This window comes from Pseudomonas sp. NY15374 (assembly GCF_048068255.1).
Taxonomy (GTDB): Bacteria; Pseudomonadota; Gammaproteobacteria; order Pseudomonadales; family Pseudomonadaceae; genus Aquipseudomonas; species Aquipseudomonas machongensis.
Genome location: NZ_JBLUPZ010000002.1, coordinates 700,525 through 722,381 on the forward strand (window position 1 = coordinate 700,525; position 21,857 = coordinate 722,381).

At 63.7% G+C, this 21,857-nt stretch carries 18 protein-coding genes and 1 tRNA gene; 15 read left to right on the plus strand and 4 right to left on the minus strand.

Features of this window, described 5'->3' with window-relative positions:
- The first annotated feature begins 57 nt into the window (after positions 1 to 57).
- From dapE to ACNFHO_RS07610, 3 genes are read left to right on the plus strand one after another with little or no spacing between them, the layout of a single operon-like run.
- Positions 58 to 1,209, plus strand: coding sequence for a succinyl-diaminopimelate desuccinylase (dapE, locus tag ACNFHO_RS07600; RefSeq protein WP_063545927.1), 1,152 nt, complete (start codon positions 58 to 60; stop codon positions 1,207 to 1,209).
- On the plus strand, positions 1,209 to 2,021 hold the full coding sequence (locus ACNFHO_RS07605; RefSeq protein ID WP_416765825.1) for a putative RNA methyltransferase: 813 nt from the start codon (positions 1,209 to 1,211) through the stop codon (positions 2,019 to 2,021). The genes dapE and ACNFHO_RS07605 overlap by 1 nt, the downstream gene beginning before the upstream one ends.
- Positions 2,022 to 2,040: 19 nt before the next feature.
- On the plus strand, positions 2,041 to 2,418 hold the full coding sequence (locus ACNFHO_RS07610) for a hypothetical protein (RefSeq protein WP_054894467.1): 378 nt from the start codon (positions 2,041 to 2,043) through the stop codon (positions 2,416 to 2,418).
- Between the two features lie 64 nt (positions 2,419 to 2,482).
- Here the strand turns inward: ACNFHO_RS07610 and ACNFHO_RS07615 are convergent, their stop codons facing one another.
- Positions 2,483 to 2,692 (minus strand): cold-shock protein, encoded by a 210-nt coding sequence (locus ACNFHO_RS07615; protein ID WP_029614930.1) that lies wholly within the window; start codon positions 2,690 to 2,692, stop codon positions 2,483 to 2,485.
- 231 nt (positions 2,693 to 2,923) lie between these two features.
- Here ACNFHO_RS07615 and plsB point away from each other — a divergent pair, with 231 nt between their 5' ends.
- The 7 genes from plsB to nadS all read left to right on the plus strand — a co-directional run bounded on the left by plsB (position 2,924) and on the right by nadS (position 10,552).
- Complete coding sequence (plsB, locus tag ACNFHO_RS07620) at positions 2,924 to 5,410, plus strand: glycerol-3-phosphate 1-O-acyltransferase PlsB (RefSeq protein ID WP_416765827.1); 2,487 nt, start codon at positions 2,924 to 2,926, stop codon at positions 5,408 to 5,410.
- Positions 5,411 to 5,604: 194 nt separating this feature from the next.
- The gene (locus ACNFHO_RS07625; protein ID WP_054894469.1) at positions 5,605 to 6,003 is read left to right on the plus strand and encodes a YbaY family lipoprotein; all 399 of its coding nucleotides are present in this window, start codon (positions 5,605 to 5,607) and stop codon (positions 6,001 to 6,003) included.
- Positions 6,004 to 6,036: 33 nt separating this feature from the next.
- Positions 6,037 to 6,723: a DUF4197 domain-containing protein gene (locus ACNFHO_RS07630; RefSeq protein WP_054894470.1), complete on the plus strand. Its 687-nt coding sequence runs from the start codon at positions 6,037 to 6,039 to the stop codon at positions 6,721 to 6,723.
- A 452-nt stretch (positions 6,724 to 7,175) separates the two neighbouring features.
- Positions 7,176 to 8,057 carry an alpha/beta fold hydrolase gene (locus ACNFHO_RS07635; RefSeq protein WP_054894471.1) on the plus strand — a complete coding sequence of 294 codons (882 nt, stop codon included), beginning with the start codon at positions 7,176 to 7,178 and terminating at the stop codon, positions 8,055 to 8,057.
- A 111-nt stretch (positions 8,058 to 8,168) separates the two neighbouring features.
- Positions 8,169 to 8,242, plus strand: a tRNA-Gly gene (locus ACNFHO_RS07640).
- Between the two features lie 203 nt (positions 8,243 to 8,445).
- The gene (locus ACNFHO_RS07645) at positions 8,446 to 10,146 is read left to right on the plus strand and encodes a SulP family inorganic anion transporter (protein WP_416765829.1); all 1,701 of its coding nucleotides are present in this window, start codon (positions 8,446 to 8,448) and stop codon (positions 10,144 to 10,146) included.
- A 118-nt stretch (positions 10,147 to 10,264) separates the two neighbouring features.
- Complete coding sequence (gene nadS / locus ACNFHO_RS07650; RefSeq protein WP_063545932.1) at positions 10,265 to 10,552, plus strand: NadS family protein; 288 nt, start codon at positions 10,265 to 10,267, stop codon at positions 10,550 to 10,552.
- 266 nt (positions 10,553 to 10,818) lie between these two features.
- Here nadS and ACNFHO_RS07655 read toward each other — a convergent pair whose 3' ends face one another.
- A complete protein-coding gene (locus ACNFHO_RS07655; protein WP_063545933.1) occupies positions 10,819 to 11,889 on the minus strand; it encodes a glycerophosphodiester phosphodiesterase family protein in 1,071 nt (356 codons plus the stop codon).
- 128 nt (positions 11,890 to 12,017) lie between these two features.
- Here ACNFHO_RS07655 and ACNFHO_RS07660 point away from each other — a divergent pair, with 128 nt between their 5' ends.
- The 4 genes from ACNFHO_RS07660 to ACNFHO_RS07675 all read left to right on the plus strand — a co-directional run bounded on the left by ACNFHO_RS07660 (position 12,018) and on the right by ACNFHO_RS07675 (position 17,270).
- Positions 12,018 to 13,037 (plus strand): DUF4917 family protein, encoded by a 1,020-nt coding sequence (locus ACNFHO_RS07660; protein ID WP_063545934.1) that lies wholly within the window; start codon positions 12,018 to 12,020, stop codon positions 13,035 to 13,037.
- Positions 13,038 to 13,124: 87 nt separating this feature from the next.
- Positions 13,125 to 13,652, plus strand: coding sequence for an RNA polymerase sigma factor (locus ACNFHO_RS07665; RefSeq protein ID WP_063545935.1), 528 nt, complete (start codon positions 13,125 to 13,127; stop codon positions 13,650 to 13,652).
- Complete coding sequence (locus ACNFHO_RS07670) at positions 13,649 to 14,602, plus strand: FecR family protein (RefSeq protein ID WP_112899035.1); 954 nt, start codon at positions 13,649 to 13,651, stop codon at positions 14,600 to 14,602. Before ACNFHO_RS07665 ends, ACNFHO_RS07670 begins: the two co-directional genes overlap by 4 nt.
- Positions 14,603 to 14,717: 115 nt before the next feature.
- Positions 14,718 to 17,270, plus strand: coding sequence for a TonB-dependent receptor (locus ACNFHO_RS07675; RefSeq protein WP_054894477.1), 2,553 nt, complete (start codon positions 14,718 to 14,720; stop codon positions 17,268 to 17,270).
- A 107-nt stretch (positions 17,271 to 17,377) separates the two neighbouring features.
- On the opposite strand, the gene ACNFHO_RS07680 is transcribed toward ACNFHO_RS07675, so the two are convergent.
- Entirely contained in the window at positions 17,378 to 18,586 is a 1,209-nt protein-coding gene (locus ACNFHO_RS07680) for a class I SAM-dependent methyltransferase (protein WP_416765833.1), read from the minus strand.
- Between the two features lie 103 nt (positions 18,587 to 18,689).
- Positions 18,690 to 19,307, minus strand: a complete 618-nt coding sequence (locus ACNFHO_RS07685) for a TPM domain-containing protein (RefSeq protein WP_065862311.1) — start codon at positions 19,305 to 19,307, stop codon at positions 18,690 to 18,692.
- 201 nt (positions 19,308 to 19,508) lie between these two features.
- Here ACNFHO_RS07685 and bglX point away from each other — a divergent pair, with 201 nt between their 5' ends.
- Positions 19,509 to 21,800 (plus strand): beta-glucosidase BglX, encoded by a 2,292-nt coding sequence (gene bglX / locus ACNFHO_RS07690; RefSeq protein WP_416765835.1) that lies wholly within the window; start codon positions 19,509 to 19,511, stop codon positions 21,798 to 21,800.
- The last annotated feature ends 57 nt before the right edge of the window (positions 21,801 to 21,857 follow it).

Below are 21,857 nucleotides of genomic sequence, written 5' to 3' on the forward strand. Positions count from 1 at the left end.
TTTGATATAAGATAACGCCCCCAAGATTTCCCGCCTTGCCTTGCCCCGGAGTCCCCCATGACGGCCCCAGCCGAGCTCTCGCCCACCCTTCAACTGGCCTGCGACCTGATCCGTCGCCCCTCGGTGACGCCGGTCGATGCCGACTGCCAGACCCAGATGATGAACCGCCTGGGTGCCGTCGGCTTCCAGCTCGAGCCGATGCGCTTCGAGGACGTCGACAACTTCTGGGCCACCCATGGCAACCAGGACGGCCCGGTGTTGTGCTTCGCCGGTCACACCGACGTTGTGCCCACCGGCCCCGTGCAGCAATGGCAGCATGAGCCTTTCGACGCGCTGATCGACGCCGACGGCATGCTCTGCGGCCGCGGTGCTGCCGACATGAAAGGCAGCCTGGCCTCGATGGTGATCGCCAGTGAGCGCTTCGTGAACGATTACCCCAATCACCGCGGCAAGGTGGCCTTCCTCATCACCAGCGACGAGGAAGGTCCGGCGCATCACGGCACCAAGGCCGTGGTCGAGTTGCTCAAGGCCCGCAACGAGCGCCTGGACTGGTGCATCGTGGGCGAGCCGTCGAGCACCACGCTGCTCGGGGACGTGGTCAAGAACGGCCGTCGCGGCTCGCTCGGCGCCAAGCTGACCGTGCGCGGCAAGCAGGGCCACGTGGCCTACCCGCACCTGGCCCGCAACCCGATCCACCTGGCCGCACCGGCCCTGGCAGAACTTGCCGCCGAGCACTGGGACGAGGGCAATGCCTTCTTCCCGCCGACCAGCTTCCAGATCTCCAACCTCAACTCCGGCACCGGCGCCACCAACGTGGTCCCGGGCGACCTGATCGCGCTGTTCAACTTCCGCTTCTCCACCGAGTCGACCGTCGAAGGCCTGCAGCAGCGGGTCGCGACAATCCTCGACAAGCACCAGTTGGACTGGTCGATCGACTGGGCGCTGTCGGGCCTCCCGTTCCTCACCGAACCGGGTGAGCTGCTCGATGCGGTGTCATCGAGCATCAAGGCCGTCACCGGTCGCGACACCCAGCCGTCCACCAGCGGCGGCACCTCCGATGGCCGCTTCATCGCCACCATGGGCACTCAAGTGGTCGAACTGGGTCCGGTCAACGCCACCATCCACCAGGTGGACGAGCGTATCCTGGCCAGCGACCTGGACCTGCTGACCGAAATCTACTACCAAACCCTGGTGCGGTTGCTCGCCTGATGCTTGCCTGCCCCCTCTGCCAGGCGCCCCTGGCGCAGCTCGACAACGGCGTGGCCTGCCCTGCCGGCCACCGCTTCGACCGCGCCCGCCAAGGCTACCTGAACCTGCTGCCAGTACAGCACAAGAACAGCCGCGACCCGGGCGACAATCAAGCGATGGTCGAGGCCCGCCGCGACTTCCTCGACGCCGGTCACTACGCTCCGGTAGCCGCGCGCCTGGCGCAACTGGCCGCCGAGCGCCAGCCTGCAACGTGGCTCGACATCGGCTGCGGCGAGGGCTATTACACCGCGCAGATCGCCCAGGCGCTGCCAACGGCAGACGGCTATGCGCTGGACATCTCCCGCGAGGCAGTCAAGCGGGCCTGCCGCCGCGCGCCGCAGTTGACCTGGATGGTCGCCAGCATGGCTCGAGTGCCGATGGCGGACGCCAGTTGCAACTTCATCGCCAGTGTCTTCAGCCCGCTGGACTGGGCCGAAGCCAAGCGCCTGCTCGCCCCAGGTGGCGGCCTGATGCGGGTCGGACCGACCAGCGGCCACCTGATGGAGCTGCGCCAGATGCTCTACGATGAAGTGCGCCCCTACGCCGACGACAAGCACCTGGCCTTGGTCCCGGACGGCATGCAGCACGCCCACGGCGAGGTGCTCGAGTTCACCCTGACACTGAGCGAAGGCAAGGCCCGCGCGGACCTGCTGGCGATGACCCCGCACGGCTGGCGCGCCAGCGCCGAGAAACGTGCCAGCGTGATCGAGCAGCCTGAGCCGTTCGACGTCACGGTTTCCATGCGTTATGACTATTTCGTGCGCCAAGACTGAGCACACCCGGAGCCCTGAAATGCGCCAACCCGATATCGAGATCTACCTCAAGGACGCCGACGTCGATCACAAGCAGATCGCCGACTGGCTGACCCAGGCCTTGGGCCCATGCAGCGAGTGGAAACAGAAAGGCCAGACCTTCAAGTGCACAGCCGGTAACATTCCGGTCACCTGGTTACCCAAGGCTGTAGGGAAATGGAACAGCCTGTACCTGGAAAGCGATCAGACGCCGTGGGCCGATGACGTCGCTTGCGCCCGCGCCGCCTTCGCTGCGCTCAATGTCGAAGTGCGCTGCGCGCCGGGCAGTTGGGTCGAGGAAGATGGTGAAGAGGATGCCGATCGCTGGATCCGCATCAGCGCCGACGGTGAAGAGGAAATCACCTGGCGCACCAGCTGAAAAAGCTCGCATCAGGCTGCAAGTTCCACGGACAACCTGCAGCTTGAAGCGTGCCGACTACGTGTCAGAGACCGACCACGTCCTCTGCCTGCAGGCCTTTCTGGCCCTGCACCAGGGAGTATTCGACCTGCTGTCCCTCGACCAGGGTACGATGCCCCTCACCGCGGATCGCACGATAGTGGACGAACACATCCGCTCCCCCTTCGCGCTGAATGAAGCCAAAACCCTTGGCATCGTTGAACCACTTCACATTCCCAGTCTCACGAGACGACATCTGAAACACTCCGGATTTTTATTTTGAAGATCGCCTTGCAGGCACAGGGTCTCCTCCCTGTGCCGACACTGCTTGAGGAAATTTCCTGCAAGGTGCGGACCGAGTATATGACAGAGAACAAAAAAATTTGATGACTGGCCCGTGGATGGCCGATTTTTGCTGAACTTATGCAGATACAGCAGCCTAACTTGCTGGTATATCACCTGATACATTTTCCAGGGCAGACACCCCATGACCCGTTCCCCCCTGCGCCGCCTGATCTTCGGCGCCCTGCGTCGCGTGCTCTATCTGTGGGTGCGATCCGAAACCATCAATCAGTCTTCGCTGACGCTCCAGCTCGACCGCAGCCGCCCGGTGTTCTATGCCTTGCCCTCGCCGTCGCTCACTGACCTGGCGGTGGTCGACCGCGAATGCACCAAGGCGGGGCTGCCACGCCCCGTGTTGCCCGTTGCCGTTGGGCCGCTGCACGAACCTGCGGCGTTCTTCTACCTCACCCCAGACCCGGACTGGCTAGGCCGCCAGGACAAACGCGGCGCGCCCCCCACCCTGGAGCGCCTGATCGCGGCCATTGGCGAACATGCCGAAGAGGATGCGCAAATCATTCCGGTCAGCGTGTTCTGGGGGCAGACCCCGGCCAGCGAATCCAGCCCGTGGAAACTGTTGTTCGCCGACAGCTGGGCAGTCACCGGCCGTCTGCGCCGCCTGCTCAGTGTGTTGATCCTCGGCCGCAAGACCCGCGTGCAGTTCTCCGCGCCGATCCACCTGCGTGAACTGGTGCAGCACAACAAGGGCCAGGAGCGTACCGTGCGCATGGCCCAGCGCCTGCTGCGCGTGCATTTTCGCAACCTCAAGACCGCAGTGATCGGGCCGGACATCTCGCACCGACGCAACCTGGTCAAGGGCCTGGTCCATGACCCGCTGGTACGCCAGGCGATCAGCGATGAAGCCGAGCGCGAGAAGATCTCCTACGCCAAGGCCGAGGCCAAGGCGCTGCACTACGGCAACGAGATCGCCTCGGACTACACCTACACCGCGATCCGCTTCCTGGAAGTGGTGCTGAGCTGGTTCTGGAACAAGATCTACGACGGCATCAAGGTCAACCACATCGAACAGGTGCAAGGCATCGCACCGGGCCACGAAGTGATCTACGTGCCGTGCCATCGCAGCCACATCGACTACCTGCTGCTGTCGTACCTGTTGTTCCGCAATGGCCTGACGCCGCCGCACATCGCCGCCGGCATCAACCTCAACATGCCGGTGATCGGCGGCCTGTTGCGCCGCGGTGGTGCGTTCTTCATGCGCCGGACGTTCAAGGGTAACCCGTTGTACACCGCAGTGTTCAACGAGTACCTGCACACCTTGTTCACCAAGGGTTTCCCGGTGGAGTACTTCGTCGAGGGCGGACGCTCGCGGACCGGGCGCATGCTGCAGCCACGCCCGGGCATGCTGGCGATCACCCTGCGCAGCTTCCTGCGTTCCTCGCGCACGCCGATCGTCTTCGTGCCGGTCTATATCGGCTATGAACGCGTACTCGAAGGCCGTACCTACCTGGGAGAGCTGCGTGGTGCGAGCAAGAAGAAAGAGTCGATTTTCGACATCTTCAAGGTCATCGGCGCCCTCAAGCAACGCTTCGGCCAGGTCTATGTCAACTTCGGCGAACCGATCCGCCTGGGCGCGTTCCTGGACCAGCAGCAACCTGGCTGGCGCGAGCAAGACCTTGCCCCGCAGTTCCGCCCGGCCTGGCTCAACGACACCACCACACGCCTGGGCCAGACGGTTGCCCAACACCTGAACGGTGCGGCAGCCATCAACCCGGTCAACCTGGTGGCCCTCGCGCTGCTCTCGACCAGCCGCCTGGCGCTCGACGAGCGCGCCCTGATTCGCGTGCTCGACCTCTACCTGGCCCTGCTGCGCCAGGTGCCCTACTCAAGCCACGTGACCCTGCCCGAAGGCGACGGCAAGGCGCTGATCGAACACGTCAGGGGCATGGAGTTGCTGGCCGAACAGAAGGACGCCCTGGGGCGTATCCTCTACCTGGACGAAGCCAATGCGGTGCTGATGACCTATTACCGCAACAACGTCCTGCACATCTTCGCCCTGCCGGCGCTGCTCGCCAGTTTCTTCCTCAGCAGCTCGCGGATGAGTCGCGAACTGGTGGGGCAATATGTACAGGCGCTTTACCCGTACCTGCAGGCCGAATTGTTCCTGCGCTGGACGCCGGAGCAACTCGACGAGGCCATCGACCAATGGCTGAGCGCACTGGTCGAGCAAGGCCTGCTGCGCTTCGAGAACGGCGTGTACCTGCGTCCGGCGCCCAGCTCGCGCCAGTTCGTGCTGCTCACCCTGTTGGCCCGCGCCATCACCCAGACGCTACAGCGTTTCTACATGGCCACTTCGCTGCTGCTCAACAGTGGCCAGCACAGCCTGAACGCCGAAGAACTGGAAGACCTGTGCGTGATGATGGCCCAGCGCCTGTCGATCCTGCATGGGCTCAATGCCCCGGAGTTCTTCGACAAGACCCTGTTCCGCCACTTCATCCAGACCCTGGTGCGTGAAGGCGTGCTGCTGCCGGATGGCAATGGCAAGCTCGGCTACCACGACAAACTCGCCGAGCTGGCCGAAGGCGTCGCCAAGCGGGTGCTGTCGGCGGAGCTGCGCTTGTCGATCCGGCAGGTGGCGCTGCATAGGGACGACACCGGAGAACAGGCTATCGCCTGATCCAGGGTTGGCCTTTTCGCAGGCAAGCCCACCCCTGCAAGATTTTGTGGGAGCGGGCTTGCCAGCGAAAAGGCCAGCGCGGCAAATGCTCCGGGCATGGCGCCGAGCACCGGACAGATTTCCTTCCCCACCCGCCATTGCGCTAAAGTCCCAGTGGTCGGCCACAAGCCCACGCCAAGGACTGCGGAGATTCCATGAAAAAACTTCTCACGCTGTGCTGCGCCACCCTGCTCACAGCCTGCTCCAGCCATACCCCGTCCCACCAGGCCAGCCTGGAAGGCGAAGTCTTCTACCTGCAGCGCATTGCCCTGCCCCCTGCCGCCACGCTCAGCGTGAGCCTGCAGGATGTCTCGCTGATGGACGCCCCGGCCGTCACCCTGGCCAGCCAGTCAGGCCCGGTAAAAGGCAACGTGCCACTGCCGTTCCAGCTCAGCTACGACCCAGCCAAGGTCCAACCGGGTCATCGCTACGCCGTCAGCGCGCGTATCGAGCTCGATGGCAAGTTGCTGTTCATCAACACCGAACACCACGGCGTCCGACTCGACGGCAGCGACCCGCAACCTGTGCGGATCAAAGTCGATCAGGTGCGCTGATTCCGCTTCATTTCTGCCCATAAGGAAGTCTCCATGATTCGCTCCTCCTTGCGCTTCACTACCCTGTGCGCCGGCTTGCTCCTGTCGGCCAGCGCCCTGGCCCTGTCGCTTGGCGACCTGTCCCAGAGCGACGCCTCCGGCGGCCTCAAGGACGCCCTGACTCAGGGCGCGCAGATTGCCGTCAAGCAGTTGAGCACCCCTGGTGGCTTCAACAACAACCCTGACGTGCGCATCGAACTGCCCGGAAACCTGGGCAAGGCCGCCAAAGCGATGAAGATGTTTGGCAAGGGCGATCAGGTCGATGCCCTGGAAAACAGCATGAACAAGGCTGCCGAGGCTGCCGTGCCACAAGCCCAGGCGATTCTCGTGGATGCGGTGAAAAAGATGACCGTCACCGATGCCAAGGGCATCCTCAGCGGTGGTGAGGATTCGGCCACCCAGTACCTGAACAAGAGCAGCCGCGAGCAGATTCGCGCCAAGTTCCTGCCGATCGTCAAGCAGGCTACCGACAAGGTCGGTCTGGCCCAGCAGTACAACAGCTTCGCCGGCCAGGCCAAGGGGCTGGGCCTGATCAAGGACGACGCCAATATCGAGAACTATGTGACCGAAAAGGCCCTGGATGGGCTGTTCGAAATGATTGCCAAGCAAGAACAGAGTATCCGCCAGAACCCGGCACAGGCCGCGACCAGCCTGGCCAAGAAAGTGTTCGGCGCACTCTGATTCGCCCAACGTCACTGCCTGAACGTGCATCGCGGGCAAACGCCCGCGATGCCACCCCAGCCCACGCCCATGGGCGCCGCCAGAACGACCATCCGGCGGTTTTGTGCAAAAGATCCCCCAGGCGGCACTTGCACGATCCGCGCACGGCTGCTTGAATCCAATTCGTCAGTCTTCATGTGACTCATCGGTCACTCATGGAGTCCAAGACGCCTTTTGCTGGCCACCCAGGGTCGCGATGCCTTGGGGCACGGCAGATCGCCCGCCTACAACAATACCCGTCGACCCGCGCAACCGGGATCGGCACTGGGCCCCCGGTTTCACTTCAAGGCGAATGCCTACCTGTCATATGGAACGTGCACCCTAGGGTTCTGCGCAGCCTTGTCGAGCGATCGATACGACTGAGCAGGCCACTAGATGACGCGAGTGCCCTTTTTGCGCCAGGAGTCGATGACATGAGGCCAGAAATCGCTGTACTTGATATCCAAGGTCAGTACCGGGTTTACACGGAGTTCTATCGCGCGGAAACGGCAGAGAAGACGATCGTCCTGATCAACGGCTCGCTGGCCACCACGGCATCTTTTGCCCAGACGGTGCGCAATCTGTATCCGCAATTCAACGTGGTGCTGTACGACCAGCCCTATGCCGGCAAGTCCAAGCCACACAATCGCCAGGAACGGCTGCTCACGAAAGAGACCGAGGCGCATATCCTGCTGGAGCTGATCGAGCACTTCCGTGCCGATCACGTGATGTCGTTCTCCTGGGGCGGCGCGTGCACCCTGCTGGCACTGGCGCACCAGCCACGCCTGGTGAAGAAGGCGATCGTCAGTTCGTTCTCGCCGGTGATCAACGATCCGATGCGCGACTACCTGGAGCGCGGCTGCCAGTACCTGTCGGCCTGCGATCGCTATCAGGTCGGCAACCTGGTCAACGACACCATCGGCAAACACCTGCCATCGCTGTTCAAGCGCTTCAACTACCGCCACGTAAGTAGCCTGGACAGCCACGAGTACGCACAGATGCACTTTCACATCAACCAGGTGCTGGATCATGATCTGGAGCGGGCATTGAAGGGCGCGCGCAACATCGATATTCCGGTGTTGTTCATCAACGGCGAACGTGACGAGTACACCACCGTCGAGGATGCCCGGCAGTTCAGCCGCCATGTGGGCAAGAGCCAGTTCAGCGTGATTCGCGATGCCGGCCACTTCCTCGACATGGAACACAAGACCGCCTGCGAGGATACCCGCAATGCCATGCTGGGTTTCCTCAAGCCAGCACGCGAGCCGCGCCAACGTTACACCTACGTGCAGGGGCAGCATGCGTTGGCCATCTGAGCGGCCCGGCGACCTGTGGCCGTTACCCGCCGGTTCAGGTCGTCGACAGGCTTTTTTACAACCCTGGGCTTCTCATGAGGCTTGGGTTCTGGTAAAAAGTCGCGCTGCGAAGCGGGTATAGTTTAGTGGCAAAACGAAAGCTTCCCAAGCTTTAGTTGAGGGTTCGATTCCCTCTACCCGCTCCAGATTCCTCGCCTGAAACCCCTGGTTTCAGCGCCCGTAAAAAGAGCCGTCGGCTCTTTTTTCGTTTCTGCATCTTCCATTGATCTGGCCCATGGCCACCCCCTTGCCGATCCGCTTGAATGCGCGGCTGGATTTCGCTTGCAAGCGAGACGGCTTCGGGTGCATATCGCCTACTCTACCCAGAGACATTTCCAAGGGACTGCCCATGTTTCTCTCCCGCTGGTTGCCCGGCCTGGCCAACCTCCTGCAGTACCGTCGCGAGTGGTTCCACGCCGACCTGCAGGCGGGCCTGTCGGTGGCCGCGATCCAGATCCCGATCGCCATCGCCTACGCGCAGATCGTCGGCCTGCCGCCGCAGTACGGCCTGTATGCCTGCGTACTGCCGATGATGGTCTACGCCCTGATCGGCAGCTCGCGGCAATTGATGGTCGGCCCCGATGCCGCCACTTGCGCGATGATCGCCGGGGCTGTGGCGCCCTTGGCAATGGGCGATCCGCAGCGCATCGCCGAATTGTCGGTGATCGTCACGGTACTGGTCGGGGTGATGCTGATCGCGGCAGGCCTGGCCCGCGCCGGGTTCATCGCCAGCTTCTTCTCGCGGCCGATCCTGATCGGCTACCTCAACGGTATCGGCCTGAGCCTGATTGCCGGGCAACTGTCGAAAGTGGTCGGGTTCCGCATCGAGGGCGATGGCTTCGTGCTGAGTCTGATCAATTTCCTCGAGCGCCTGGGTGAGATCCACTGGCTGACCCTGGTCATCGGCCTCGGTGGCCTGGCCCTGCTGATCTGGCTGCCCAGGCGCTATCCGAGGTTGCCTGCGGCACTGGTGACTGTGGCAGTGTTCACCGTGCTCGCAGCCCTGTTCGGTCTCGACCGATTCGGCGTAGCGATCCTGGGCCCAGTGCCTGCGGGCATCCCGGAGCTGGCCTGGCCACAGAGCAACCTGGCCGAAACCAAGAGCCTGCTGCGCGACGCGCTGGGTATCGCCACGGTCAGCTTCTGCAGCGCCATGCTCACCGCGCGCAGTTTCGCCGCGCGGCATGGCTACGCGATCAATGCCAACCACGAGTTCGTCGCCTTGGGTGTGAGCAACCTGGCCGCTGGCATTTCCCAGGGCTTCGCCATCAGCGGCGCGGACTCGCGCACCGCGGTCAACGACATGGTCGGTGGCAAGAGCCAGTTGGTGGGTATCATCGCCGCGCTGGTGATCGCGCTGATCCTGCTGTTCTTCACCGCTCCCATGGCCTGGATCCCCCAGGCCGCCCTGGGCGCCGTGCTGTTGATGGCCGGTTGGGGCCTGATCGACTTGAAGTCCCTGGGCAAGATCCGACGCCTGAGCCGCTTCGAGTTCTGGCTGTGCCTGCTGACCACCATCGGCGTGCTTGGACTGGGCGTGCTGCCGGGCATCGTCTTCGCCGTGACCCTGGCCATCCTGCGTCTGCTCTACACCATCTACCAACCCACCGATGCCGTGCTCGGCTGGGTACCGGGTATCGAAGGCCAGGTCGACGTACGCCAGCACCAGGACGCGCGCACGGTACCTGGCCTGGTGGTGTACCGCTTCGATGACGCGATCCTGTTCTTCAACGCCGACTACTTCAAGATGCGCCTGCTCGAAGCCCTGCAGCGCGAGCCCGAGCCCAAGGCTGTGCTGTTCGATGCCGAGGCCGTGACCAGCATCGACGTCAGCGGCATCGCCGCTCTGCGCGAAGTGCGCGACACCTTGCAAGCGCAAGGCGTGCACTTCGCTATCGCCCGCGCCCGCGGCACCTTCCTGCGCATGCTGGTGCGCTCGGGGATGGCGCGGGAGATGGAAGACAAGCTGCTGTTCGGCTCGGTCCGAGCCGGTATCCGCGCCTATCGGGTGTGGCGTAACAGGGAGCGGCGGGAGCAGGGAGCGGAATGACAGAAGCGGATTACATGAGGATCAGAACTCAGCACGGTGCGTAAATTACTTTCAGTCATTCGCGTGGGCACACCGCACCCGCAACGTGCGAGACACCCGTCCTCCATTGGAGCCCGGTATGAACCGTTTCTTCGACGAATTGATGGAAAGCGTCCAACAGATGGATGAGATCATTCACGGCAAATGCCAAGCTTCGCGCCAGTTCGAGGTGAATGCAGTACAAGTGAAGAGCATTCGCGAGGCAACAGGCCTGTCACAGGCCCGGTTCGCCGAAATGATCGATGTGCAGGTCGCCACTTTGCGTAACTGGGAGCAAGGCCGCAGAGAACCCACAGGCCCGGCAAAAGCCCTGTTACGTGCGATTTACAATGATCCTGATCATGTGCTGAAGGCGCTTTCTCACTGACCCCCATACACGTTCCAAGAGCACTACCCGATGGCGCGCCGCCCTACGCCTGCGCCACGCTCGCCATCCCCTTGCCGATCAGAGTGATCGATCCGCACAGCAAGCAGCCGGGTACTTCACCTGTTCCACCTCATGCACCTTGGCCAGCAAAAAATCGCGCCGTATGAGTGCGGGCTTGTCTCGCGATCACCGGCTAACCCGGTGTCCTCCATCGCGGTTCTTTTCACCGACAAGCCCGCGCCTACAGAGGCTTCATGCTGCTGCGATCAGTAACCCAGCGCCTTCAGCAACTGCGCCTCGGCCGGTACCTGCGCACGCCCATAAAAACGCAGCAGTTCCCCGGCCCGGTTGGTGAAGATGCCATCCACCCCCGCCTTCATCGCCTTGTCGAAGTCCACGCGCTCATCGAGGGTGTAGACATGCACCAGCAAGCCGCGCTCATGGCTGGCCTGGTTCATCCATGGCTTGATCAGGTCGGCATAGCTCTGCTCGCCCAGATTGCTGCGCACCGCCGAAGGCCCCGTACCGATGGCGCCACCGGCCTTGGCCGCATCCAGCCAACGGAGGAATTCCTCACGGTCCTTTGGTTCCTGGCGGGCATAGAACGCGGCCTTGTCCTGTTCAGCGGAATCGGCAAAATCCTTGCCCGACTTTGGCTCGATACTGTCCTTGCCGATCCACAGCAGCAGGATCTTCGGCACCTGTGGCATCTGCTGGTGCAGCAGCGCCAGGCTGTTGCGATCGAACGTCTGCAGGATCACCCGGCCCGGCTTGTCGAGCCAGCCGCGAGCCTCGAGTTTTTCCTTGAGCTGCTTCTCGATGCCCGGAAACTGCTTGGGCACCTTGGTCTCGATGTACAGCCCCGGATGGCGCTCGGGGTTGCCTTCGGCGATATCGATCACTTCGTCCAGCGTCAGGATCTGCAGCTTGCCGAACGATTCACGGGCACGATCCGGATAGGCCTTGTTGAACCAGCTGCCGGCATCGAGCGACTTCAACTCGGCGAGGGTGAAATCGCTGACCGGGCTCTTCGCCCGCTCGGGGAAGCGCTCGGCCACATCGCTGGTACGCGCCAGCACATCGTCATGCACCACCACCAGCACGTTGTCGCGGGTGCGCTGCAGGTCGAGCTCCAGGTAGTCGGCGCCAAGCTCACGGGCCAGCAGGTAGGCCGCTCGCGTCGATTCGGGGGCATCGAAGGAGGCGCCGCGGTGGGCGATCACCGCCGGATGGGGAACATGCTGGGCCTTGGCCAGGGAGGGGCCATCGCTGGCGCCGGCGTTCATCGCGCAAAGGAGCAGGGCCAGGCCCATTGCCGGAAGAGCAGGTATACGCATTCATCGATCCTCTTGAGCTGCGCGCTCAGAAGGGAAGCTGCGCAGCTGATTCCTTGGAGACGCAAGCCTCTCACAGCTTGGATGACATGCTAAAGTCCCCGCGTTCACCCTTGCCCCACGGATGCGCGATGCCCTCTCTCGATTCCCAGCTGGCCAACTGGCCCGATCTCAACGCCCGCCACTCCTGCACCGCCCTGCTGGTGGGCAACGGCGCCAGTCGGGTGCTGTGGAAGCCGTTCGGCTACTTCTCGCTGTTCGAACAGGCGCAGCGCGCGGGACGCAAGAGCGGCCTGGCGATCAGCGACCAGGCGCTGTTCAAGGCCTTGGGCACCGAGCTGTTCGAACCGGTGCTGAGCACCCTGAACACCACGGTACGGGCCAATGCGGCCCTGGCGATCAACTCCACCGCGCCGCTGAACCGCTACTACTCGATCAAGGAAGCGCTGATCCACGCCACCCGGACGGTGCATCCGCCGCACACGCTGTTGTCGAGCGCCACCCTGGCGTCGATCAACGCCGCACTGCGCCAGTACCGCAGCGTCTACACCAGCAACTACGACCTGATCCTGCCCTGGGCCATCGAACATGCGCCACAAGGTTTCGCGCAGCTGTTCGATGACGAAGGCTTCTTCGATGTACGCCGCACCGCCAGCACCGGCACCCGGGTCCTGCACCTGCACGGTGGCATGCACCTGCTCAAGCTGCCCGACGGCAGCACGCGACAGCGCAGCGCTGTCGGCAGCGAACTGCTCGACGGCTTCGCCGTGAACATCCCTGGCGAGGTGCCGCTCTTCGTCAACGAAGACCGCAGCGAGCAGAAACTGCGGGCGATCCGCAACTCGGACTATCTGTCCTGGAGCCTCGCGCAGTTGGCCACCGAACACGACGGTCTGTGCCTGTTCGGCCACCACCTGGACAGCAGCGACGAACACCTGCTGCAAGCCATTCACCAAGCACGCCCCAAGCACTTGAGCATCGCCATCCGGCCACTGAACGAAGCTTCGATCATCAATCAGAAGCAGCACTTTTCCAAGCGCTTCGCCGATCTTGCTGGCGTTTCCCTGCACTTCTTCGACGCCACCAGCCACCCGCTCGGCGCCGCGGAACTGGCACTGCCGGTGCCGTTGGCGCAAGCGCGACGTCACTGACAATTCATCCGCGGCGATCTGGTAAATGTAAATAATTCTCGATAAGATCCGCACCCTTTCCTTCCCAGGCCAGCCCGGAAAGCGTGCATGCAGCGCCTCAAGCCCGACCCAGCCACCCAGGACACCTGCCGCGGCTTCTATGCCGAGATCCTGCATTTCCTGCGCAAGCGCATGGACAATGCCAGTGACGCCGCCGACATGACCCAGGATGTCTTCACCCAATGGCTGGGCTACCGCGACCGGGCCAAGGTCGAGCAACCCCGCGCCTTTCTGTTCCAGGTGGCGCGCAACTTGCTGAGCGATCACTGGCGTCGGCAGAAGGTGCGCCATGCCGTGCTCGACGACCAGGCCCAGGACGAAACAGCGGCCGACAACGACCCGCTTGACCACGCCCAGCACGCGCAACGCCTGGATCAATTGCGTGAAGTGCTCGGCGAACTCTCGCCGCGGCGACGAGAAGCCCTTATGCTGCACCGCTTCGAAGGCCTGACCCAGGCACAGATCGCTGAACGCATGGATATTTCCGTAAGCATGGTCGAGAAGCACATCGCCGCCGCCCTGCTGCAATGCAAGCAACGGCTGGACAGTGACAATGGCAGGGAGCAGCCGCAATGAGCCTTATCGACGACATCGACCAGCGCCCGATCGACGCCCAGGCGGCCAGTTGGTTCACGCGCAACCGCAATACGCCGTCGCGTGAGGAGCGCAAGGCTTTCGCCCTGTGGATCCAGCACCCGGAGCATGCGCGCGCCTATCGGCAGTTCGAACAGCTGTGGGACGACCTGGCGGCGCTCAAGCAGGCCAGCCAGCCTGTCGCCCTGCCGATACGCCAGCCGCCGCGCTGGCGTCCGGCTCTGGCAATGGCTGCGGCGCTGCTGTGCGCGGTGCTGGCCAGCAACCTGGGCAGCACCACTGCACCGATGCATCAGAACCTGGCGGCCAGCAACAGCATGCGCACCCTGCGCCTGCCCGATGGCAGCCAGTTGTTCGTCAACGCCCAGACCCGCCTGCGCCTGGACTTCACCGCCGAACAACGATTGATCAGCCTCGAACACGGCCAGCTGTACATCGAGGTGGCACCCGACAAGGAGCGCCCGCTGTTCGTCGATGCCGGCAGTGCCCGCGTGCGCGTGGTCGGCACCGGCTTCGACCTGCGCCGTGGAGACCGCGAGCTGGCCCTGAGCGTGGCCCACGGCCAGGTCGCCTTCGAGACCTCGGGCGAACATCAGCCTGCGCTGCTGCTCGGTGCCGGACAACGGGTCACCTACGACCCGGCACGCGGCACGCTGGTGCGTCAGGAGCTCGGAGAACAGCCGGTGGCCGATTGGCGCGATGGCCACGTGAGCTTTCGCAACCGTGAGCTGGCGAGCCTGATCGACGAACTGAGCCTGTACCGCCAGCAACCGGTGCTGCTCGCCGATCCGAGCCTGGGCCGCTACAAGGTGTCGGGCAATCTCGATGTGCACGATCCCGATGCACTGCTCACCGCCCTGCCCGCGTTGCTCCCGGTAAAAACCACGCTGCTCGGCGACGGCCGCCTGCGCATCGAACATCGCTCGAAATAAATTTGAGAATTTTTATCATTCGCAGGTGAGGGTTTTTCCCAACACCGCGTCTTCCTCCCCGCCTGCCGCGTGAACGGCGGGCTTTTTTCCGGCCATTTGCCGTTTGGGGGAATCCATGTTGCCTGCGTTGCGTCCGTTGAAAACCTTGCCCACTCGTCCCACCCTGCTCGCCCTGTGCCTGGCCATCAGCCTGGCCGCCGAAGCCGCGCCGCAGCAGTTCGACCTGCCCGCCCAACCGCTGGCGCGCTCGCTGAGCCAACTGGCGCAGCAGGCCAAGGTCCAGCTGCTGTTCGACGAAGCCCTGCTGCACAACGCCCAGGCCCCGGCCCTGCAAGGTGCCTTCGAGGCGCAGGAGGCGATCGCCCGCCTGCTTGCCGGCAGCCGCTTCAGCATGGTGCGCATGGGCAACACCTACGTGGTGCGGCTCAACGAAGAGCAACCGCAGGCCGACAACAGCATCCAGCTCGGCGCCATGAGCATCGTCGGCGACGGTCAACAGATCGGACCGCAGAACGTCGGACGCTCGACCCTCAACCAGGAACAGATCGACCGCTACCAGCCCAGCAACATCCCCAGTGTGCTCGCCACTCTGCCAGGCGTGAACATGGGCGGCTCGGCCAAGCCGGGCGGGCAGACCATCAACATCTGGGGCCTGGGTGACGCCGAAGACGTGCCGATGACCGTCGACGGCGCCACCAAGAGCGGCTTCGAACGCTACCAGCAAGGCACGGTGTTCATCGAGCCGGAGCTGATCAAGCATATCGAGGTAGAAAAAGGCCCGCACTCGGTCAAGACCGGCAATGGCGGTTTCGGCGGCAGCGTCAACATGACCACCAAGGACGCCGGCGACCTGCTCCAGGAAGGGCGCAACAGCGGCGCGATGGTCAAGTACGGCTACGCCAGCAACGACCACCAGCAGGTGTACAGCTCGGCGCTGTTCGGTCGCACCGAGGATGGCCGCTTCGATGGCTTGGCCTACCTGACCAAGCGCGACGGCGGCGACATGAAGCTGGCCAGCAACATCCCCGATCCCCAAGGCCGCTACCCGATCAACCCGACGCGCCTGCCCAACAGCGCCCTGGACCTGGACGGCGCACTGTTCAAGGGCAACGTGCATTTCAACGAAGAGCACAGCCTGGGCTTCTCCTGGTCGCAGTCACAGAGCGAACGCTGGGCGCCGTTCTCGTCCACCGCCTACCCCACGCCGCCCACCGCCGCCGACATCAAGAAGTACGGCTACGAAGCGGCGCTCAAACGCTTCCTGGCCAACCGCACCACCACCGACACCACCTGGTCGACCACCTACACCTACCAGCCGATCGACAACCGCTGGGTCGACCTGGAAGTGAAGTACTCCGACTCCGACACCAAGCAGACCGACGAGCGCCTGGCCACGGCGTTCTTCCAGCCGGCTACCGGCGGGCGCAAGATGGACACCGAGTACCGCGACCGTATGCTCGCCGTGACCAACACCAGCCTGTTCGAGACCGGCGTGCTGGAGCACGCACTGACGGCGGGCGTGCAAGTGCGCCGCCACGACCGCGACACGCAGATGTGGATGCCGGGCGGCATCTACGACACGCCGCGCTACAACTACGGCCACTACCAGCCGTACTTCATGCCCAGCGGCAAGGTGCAGAGCCAGGGCTACTACCTGCAGGACGCCGTCACCCTGGGTGATGTGACCATCACCCCGTCGCTGCGCTACGACCAGGTGACCAACGAGGGCAAGCCCAACGATGCCCCGCTGTACAACAACCCGGCCGCGGGCCACGACTACAGCGACAAGACCTACAGCGGCTGGTCGCCACGTCTGTCGGTGTTCTGGAAGGTCACGCCCAACACCGCCCTGTTCGCCGATTACAGCAAGACCTGGCGGGCGCCGGTGCTGGACGAGCAGTACGAAGTCCAGGGCAGCGGTAGCCGCACCGCCACCAGCCGCAACCTGGACCCGGAGCGCATCACCGCCCTGCGCGTGGGCAGCGTGTTCGACTTCGACAACCTGGTGCTGGCCAACGACAGCGCCCAGGTGCGCACCACACTGTTTCGCAACCACATCGAGGACGAGATCTTCAAGGCCACCGGCATCGGCTGCCCACAGCAACTGGTCACCGGTGGCAGCATTGCCAACACCTGTGGCGGCGGGCTGATGTCGAACTACCGCAACATTGGCGATGTGGTGATCAAGGGCTTCGAGGTCGAGAGCTTCTACGATTCGACCTACCTGTTCGGCTCGGCGTCGTTCTCCTGGATCACCGGCCGTCACCAGGGCGCCTACACCAACCCCTGGGGCCCGGATGTGTGGGCCAAGGATATTCCCGCGCCGAAATGGATCACCACGCTGGGGGTGAAGATTCCGGCCTGGGATGCGCGGATCGGCTGGACCGCGCAGTTCGTGCGCAAGACCGACCGCCTGCCAAGCGACAAATACTACGAGGGGCCGGCCAGCGTACTGGGCGACCGTTACTACGATCAGTTCGCCAACAGCAGCTACCAGATCCACGGCCTGTTCGCCAACTGGAAGCCGCAGCAGGCCTACCTGAAAGGTACCGAGGTCAACCTGACGGTGGACAACCTGTTCAACGAGTCGGCCCGACCAGAGCTGTCGGGGGAGAATGCGCTGATGCAAGGGCGCAATGCCAAGATCAGCGTGACGCGGTTCTTCTGATTGTCGCCAGTCGCGGTGGAGGCGAGTTTGTCGGGGCGCCGAACCACCGCGAACATTGGCGCTGAGCTTTTCGCGGGCAAGCCCGCTCCCACAGGGCCTGGCAGTACTCAGCCGGCAATGAGCCCATCGGCCCGCAACAGGCTCTCCAGGCAATGCTCCTGTATCCCATAGAACGCCTTGAGCTGGGCGATCTTCTCCAGCAGTGCGCTGTTATCCCCAGCCTGTCTGCGCTTGACCGCCAGGATCATCTTGTTCTTGTTGGTGTGCTCCAACGAAATGAACTCGAACACCTTGGTCTCGTAGCCACAGGCTTCCAGGTACAACGCGCGCAGGCTGTCGGTGAGCATCTCGGCCTGCTGGCCCAGGTGCAGCCCGTACTGCAGCATGGGCTGCAACAGCCCTGGGCTGTGCAGTTGCGGACGGATCTGCTTGTGGCAGCACGGTGAGCACATGATGATCGACGCGCCGCAGCGGATCCCGGTATGGATGGCGTAGTCGGTGGCGATATCGCAGGCGTGCAGCGCGATCATCACCTCGATGGCATCGGGCACCACGCTGCGCACATCGCCGCACTGGAACTCCAGGCCAGAATGCTCCAGCCGCGCCGCGGCAGCGTTGCACAGCTCGACCATGTCGGGGCGCAATTCCACGCCGGTCACTTGCGCTTCGCGAGCCAGGGTGTTGCGCAGGTAGTCATGCATGGCGAAGGTCAGGTAGCCCTTGCCCGAACCGAAGTCGGCGACTCGCAGCACCTGGTCGGCAGTCAGCGGCGCACTGCCCAGGGCATGCGCGAAGACCTCGATGAACTTGTTGATCTGCTTCCACTTGCGCGACATCGACGGAATCAGCGCACCTTGAGTGTCGGTCACACCCAGATCGCGCAGAAATGGCCGCGACAGTTCCAGATAGCGTTTCTTCTCACGATCGTGCCCGCCCGCCGCAGCCTCGCGCGGCACCTGGGCGCTGTGACGTTGCAACAGCGGCTTGCCCTTCTTGCTGAACCCCAGTTGCACCTCGCCTTCGGCGGTGAACAGGTGGGCATTGCGAAAGCTCTCCGGCAACAACTCGGCGACAAGGGCCTGGGCCTGATCCCGCGGCAGGTTGCGGGTGATGTCGCGGGTCTGGTGACGGTAGACCAGCGACAGGCAGGGCTGGCCCTTGATCTGCACAGGCTTTGCAATGATCCGTTGCAGGCTCTGGTCGGCACCGACATGGCGCGCCAGCACCAGCTTGGTCAGGGTTTCGCTGTGCAGGGCATCGCCCAGCAAGGTCAGGAACTGGGCGCGGGCGTCCGCAGCGGGGGTGGAGGAAGACATGGGAAGGGGGTGCCTCAAGATGCGCAATGGCCGGCATTCTACAGGTTTGCAGGCTTGAGTGGCTGTGCAGGCCCCATCGTCGGCCCGCACCGCCACACACTGTTCAATCCAGGATCACCAGCTGGTTGGGCAACTGGTTGCGCCGCCGCGTCGGCGGCAGGTGCTGGCTGAGCAACTCGCCGCAGGCATCGATGCATTCGACGAACCCCTGCAAGGTGCGCCCCGCGCAGACCTGCGCGGTAAAACGTGCCACCAGTTCGGCACGTGCTCGTGCGTCCAGATGCTGGGCGATGCCCTCGTCCGCCAGGATGGTCACATAGCGCTCCGCCTCGCTGACGAAGATCAACACCCCGGTAGCCCCCTCGGTGCGTTGCAGGTTTTGCTCACGAAATTGCCGCCGGGCAAGATCGGCGGCACGGCGGTGGCGCAGCACCCGTGGGACCAGCCAGCCGGCCAGGCGCGGGTTACGCAGCAACAGGCTGAAGGCGATGAAGGTCAGTACCTGGGCGACCAGCAGCCCACGCAGCCCTGGCCACCCCAGCAGCACCTGCACCAGTCCGGGGAGCGCCAGCGCCAGCAGCACGGCCCACAGCAACGGCAGGTACGCATAGTCATCGGCGTGGCGCGCCAGCACCGTCACCAGCTCCGCGTCGGTGCGCTGTTCGGCACGAGCGATGGCTTCGGCAACCTGGCGTTGTTCGTATTCATTGAGAAGGGTCATGCCTTCGGTCTCTCGATCGTTCTTATAGTTGTTAGCCCGGCACGCGGTCGCGAGAGTGTATCTCATCGAGCCCCACTTATAAGGCATAATCCGCGGCGACCGCGGGAGGATGGGGGAGCGACCTGTTACACCGCCAGCGGGCCAGACAACAACAGCCGTCCGAAAAATCGGCCGCGAGCGAACCACTCGACAACGGAATTGATGATGAAACTGTCCTTGCTGGGCCTGGCCATGGGCCTTGCCAGTCAGGCGGCCGTGGCCGCCACCTCTGCCCCGCCCCTGGAAGACAAGCGGGCCTTCATCGACCATCTGATCAGCCAGATGACCGTCGACGAGAAGATCGGTCAGTTGCGCCTGATCAGTATCAGCCCGGAAATGCCGCGCGAAAAGATCCGCGAGGAGATCGCCGCCGGTCGCATCGGCGGTACCTTCAACTCGCGCACAGCGCCGGAGAACCGGCCGATGCAGGACGCCGCCATGCGCAGCCGCCTGAAGATTCCGATGTTCTTTGCGTACGACACCATCCATGGTGAGCGTACGATCTTCCCGATAAGCCTGGGCCTGGCAGCGACCTGGGACATGGACGCCATCGCCACGGTCGGCCGCACCTCGGCCATCGAAGCTTCGGCCGATGCCCTGGACATGACCTTCGCGCCGATGGTCGACATCGCCCGCGACCCACGCTGGGGCCGCACCAGCGAGGGCTTCGGCGAAGACACCTACCTCACCTCGAAGATCGGCCAGGTGATGGTCCGCTCGTTCCAGGGCAAGAGCCCGGCCGAGCCCGACAGCATCATGGCCATCGTCAAGCACTTCGCCCTGTACGGCGCAGTGGAAGGCGGGCGCGACTACAACACGGTCGATATGAGCCTGCCGAAAATGTACAACGACTACCTGCCACCCTACCGCGCCAGCCTCGACGCCGGTGCAGGTGGGGTGATGGTGGCGCTGAACTCGATCAACGGCGTACCGGCCACCTCCAATACCTGGCTGATGAACGATCTGCTGCGCAAGGAGTGGGGCTTCAAGGGCGTGACCATCAGCGACCACGGCGCCATCCAGGAGCTGATCCGCCACGGCGTCGCCCGCGACGGCCGCGAGGCGGCGAAGCTGGCGATCAAGGCCGGCATCGACATGAGCATGAACGACACCCTCTACGGCCAGGAGCTGCCGGGGTTGCTCAAGTCCGGTGAGGTGACCCAGGCCGAGCTCGACCAGGCGGTACGCGAAGTGCTGGGCGCCAAGTACGAGATGGGCCTGTTCAAGAACCCCTACGTGCGCATCGGCAAGCCCGAGACCGATCTCAAGGACTACTACGGCGACGACCGCCTGCACCGTGAGGCCGCCCGCGACGTCGCACGGCGCAGCCTGGTGCTGCTGGAGAACAAGAAGCAGGCCCTGCCGCTGAAGAAGGCCGGCACCATCGCCCTGGTCGGCCCACTGGCCGATGCCCCGATCGACATGATGGGCAGTTGGGCTGCCGACGGCCGCCCCGAACATTCGGTGACGGTTCGCGAAGGCCTGCGTCGCGCCACCGAAGGCAAGGCCAAGGTCATCTATGCCAAGGGTTCGAACATCACCGGCGACAAGGCGATCTTCGACTACCTGAACTTCCTCAACTTCGCGGCGCCAGAAATCATCGACGATCCGCGCCCGGCCGCCGTGCTGATCGATGAAGCGGTCAAGGCCGCCAAGCAATCGGACGTGGTAGTGGCGGTGGTGGGTGAGTCGCGCGGCATGTCCCACGAGTCATCCAGCCGCACCACCCTGGAGATTCCGGCGGTACAGCGCGAGCTGATCAAGGCGCTCAAAGCCACCGGCAAACCCCTGGTGCTGGTGCTGATGAACGGCCGGCCGCTGTCGATCGCCTGGGAGCGCGAGCAGGCCGATGCCATCCTCGAAACCTGGTTCAGCGGCACCGAAGGCGGCAACGCCATCGCCGATGTGCTGTTCGGTGACTACAACCCATCCGGCAAGCTGGCCATCACCTTCCCGCGTTCGGTCGGGCAGATCCCGATGTACTACAACCACCTGAGCATCGGTCGCCCGTTCACCCCGGGCAAGCCGGGCAACTACACCTCGCAGTACTTCGAGGAGCCCAATGGCCCGCTGTATCCGTTCGGTTACGGCCTGAGCTACAGCACCTTCGAGCTCTCGGACCTTGCGCTGTCGAAGACCGCGCTCAAGCGCGGTGACAACCTGCAGGCCGAAGTGACGGTGAAGAACACCGGCAAGGTCGATGGCGAAACCGTGGTGCAGCTGTACATCCAGGATGTCAGCGCTTCGATGAGCCGTCCGGTGAAAGAGCTGAAGAACTTCCAGAAGGTGCTGCTCAAGGCGGGTGAGTCCCGAACCTTGACCTTCCGCATCAGCGAGGATGACCTGAAGTTCTACAATGGCCAGTTGCAGCATGTGGCCGAGCCTGGGCAGTTCAACGTCCAGATCGGACTGGACTCGCAGGCCGTGCAGCAGCAGAGCTTCGAGTTGCTGTAGACCGCTGCGGCCACTGTGCGGATAAGCCCGCTCCTGCAGGATTGGATGTGCTCCTGG

Bases quoted from the DNA above. Each gene is read 5' to 3' on its own strand.
- ACNFHO_RS07655 (WP_063545933.1), bottom strand. From the start codon at position 11,889: ATGCGTATACCTGCTCTTCCGGCAATGGGCCTGGCCCTGCTCCTTTGC.
- ACNFHO_RS07630 (WP_054894470.1), top strand. From the start codon at position 6,037: ATGATTCGCTCCTCCTTGCGCTTCACTACCCTGTGCGCCGGCTTGCTC.
- ACNFHO_RS07615 (WP_029614930.1), bottom strand. From the start codon at position 2,692: ATGTCGTCTCGTGAGACTGGGAATGTGAAGTGGTTCAACGATGCCAAG.
- ACNFHO_RS07680 (WP_416765833.1), bottom strand. From the start codon at position 18,586: ATGTCTTCCTCCACCCCCGCTGCGGACGCCCGCGCCCAGTTCCTGACC.
- ACNFHO_RS07625 (WP_054894469.1), top strand. From the start codon at position 5,605: ATGAAAAAACTTCTCACGCTGTGCTGCGCCACCCTGCTCACAGCCTGC.
- ACNFHO_RS07665 (WP_063545935.1), top strand. From the start codon at position 13,125: ATGCAGCGCCTCAAGCCCGACCCAGCCACCCAGGACACCTGCCGCGGC.
- ACNFHO_RS07645 (WP_416765829.1), top strand. From the start codon at position 8,446: ATGTTTCTCTCCCGCTGGTTGCCCGGCCTGGCCAACCTCCTGCAGTAC.
- ACNFHO_RS07670 (WP_112899035.1), top strand. From the start codon at position 13,649: ATGAGCCTTATCGACGACATCGACCAGCGCCCGATCGACGCCCAGGCG.
- nadS (WP_063545932.1), top strand. From the start codon at position 10,265: ATGAACCGTTTCTTCGACGAATTGATGGAAAGCGTCCAACAGATGGAT.
- plsB (WP_416765827.1), top strand. From the start codon at position 2,924: ATGACCCGTTCCCCCCTGCGCCGCCTGATCTTCGGCGCCCTGCGTCGC.
- ACNFHO_RS07605 (WP_416765825.1), top strand. From the start codon at position 1,209: ATGCTTGCCTGCCCCCTCTGCCAGGCGCCCCTGGCGCAGCTCGACAAC.
- ACNFHO_RS07675 (WP_054894477.1), top strand. From the start codon at position 14,718: ATGTTGCCTGCGTTGCGTCCGTTGAAAACCTTGCCCACTCGTCCCACC.
- dapE (WP_063545927.1), top strand. From the start codon at position 58: ATGACGGCCCCAGCCGAGCTCTCGCCCACCCTTCAACTGGCCTGCGAC.
- ACNFHO_RS07610 (WP_054894467.1), top strand. From the start codon at position 2,041: ATGCGCCAACCCGATATCGAGATCTACCTCAAGGACGCCGACGTCGAT.
- ACNFHO_RS07685 (WP_065862311.1), bottom strand. From the start codon at position 19,307: ATGACCCTTCTCAATGAATACGAACAACGCCAGGTTGCCGAAGCCATC.
- ACNFHO_RS07660 (WP_063545934.1), top strand. From the start codon at position 12,018: ATGCCCTCTCTCGATTCCCAGCTGGCCAACTGGCCCGATCTCAACGCC.
- ACNFHO_RS07635 (WP_054894471.1), top strand. From the start codon at position 7,176: ATGAGGCCAGAAATCGCTGTACTTGATATCCAAGGTCAGTACCGGGTT.
- bglX (WP_416765835.1), top strand. From the start codon at position 19,509: ATGATGAAACTGTCCTTGCTGGGCCTGGCCATGGGCCTTGCCAGTCAG.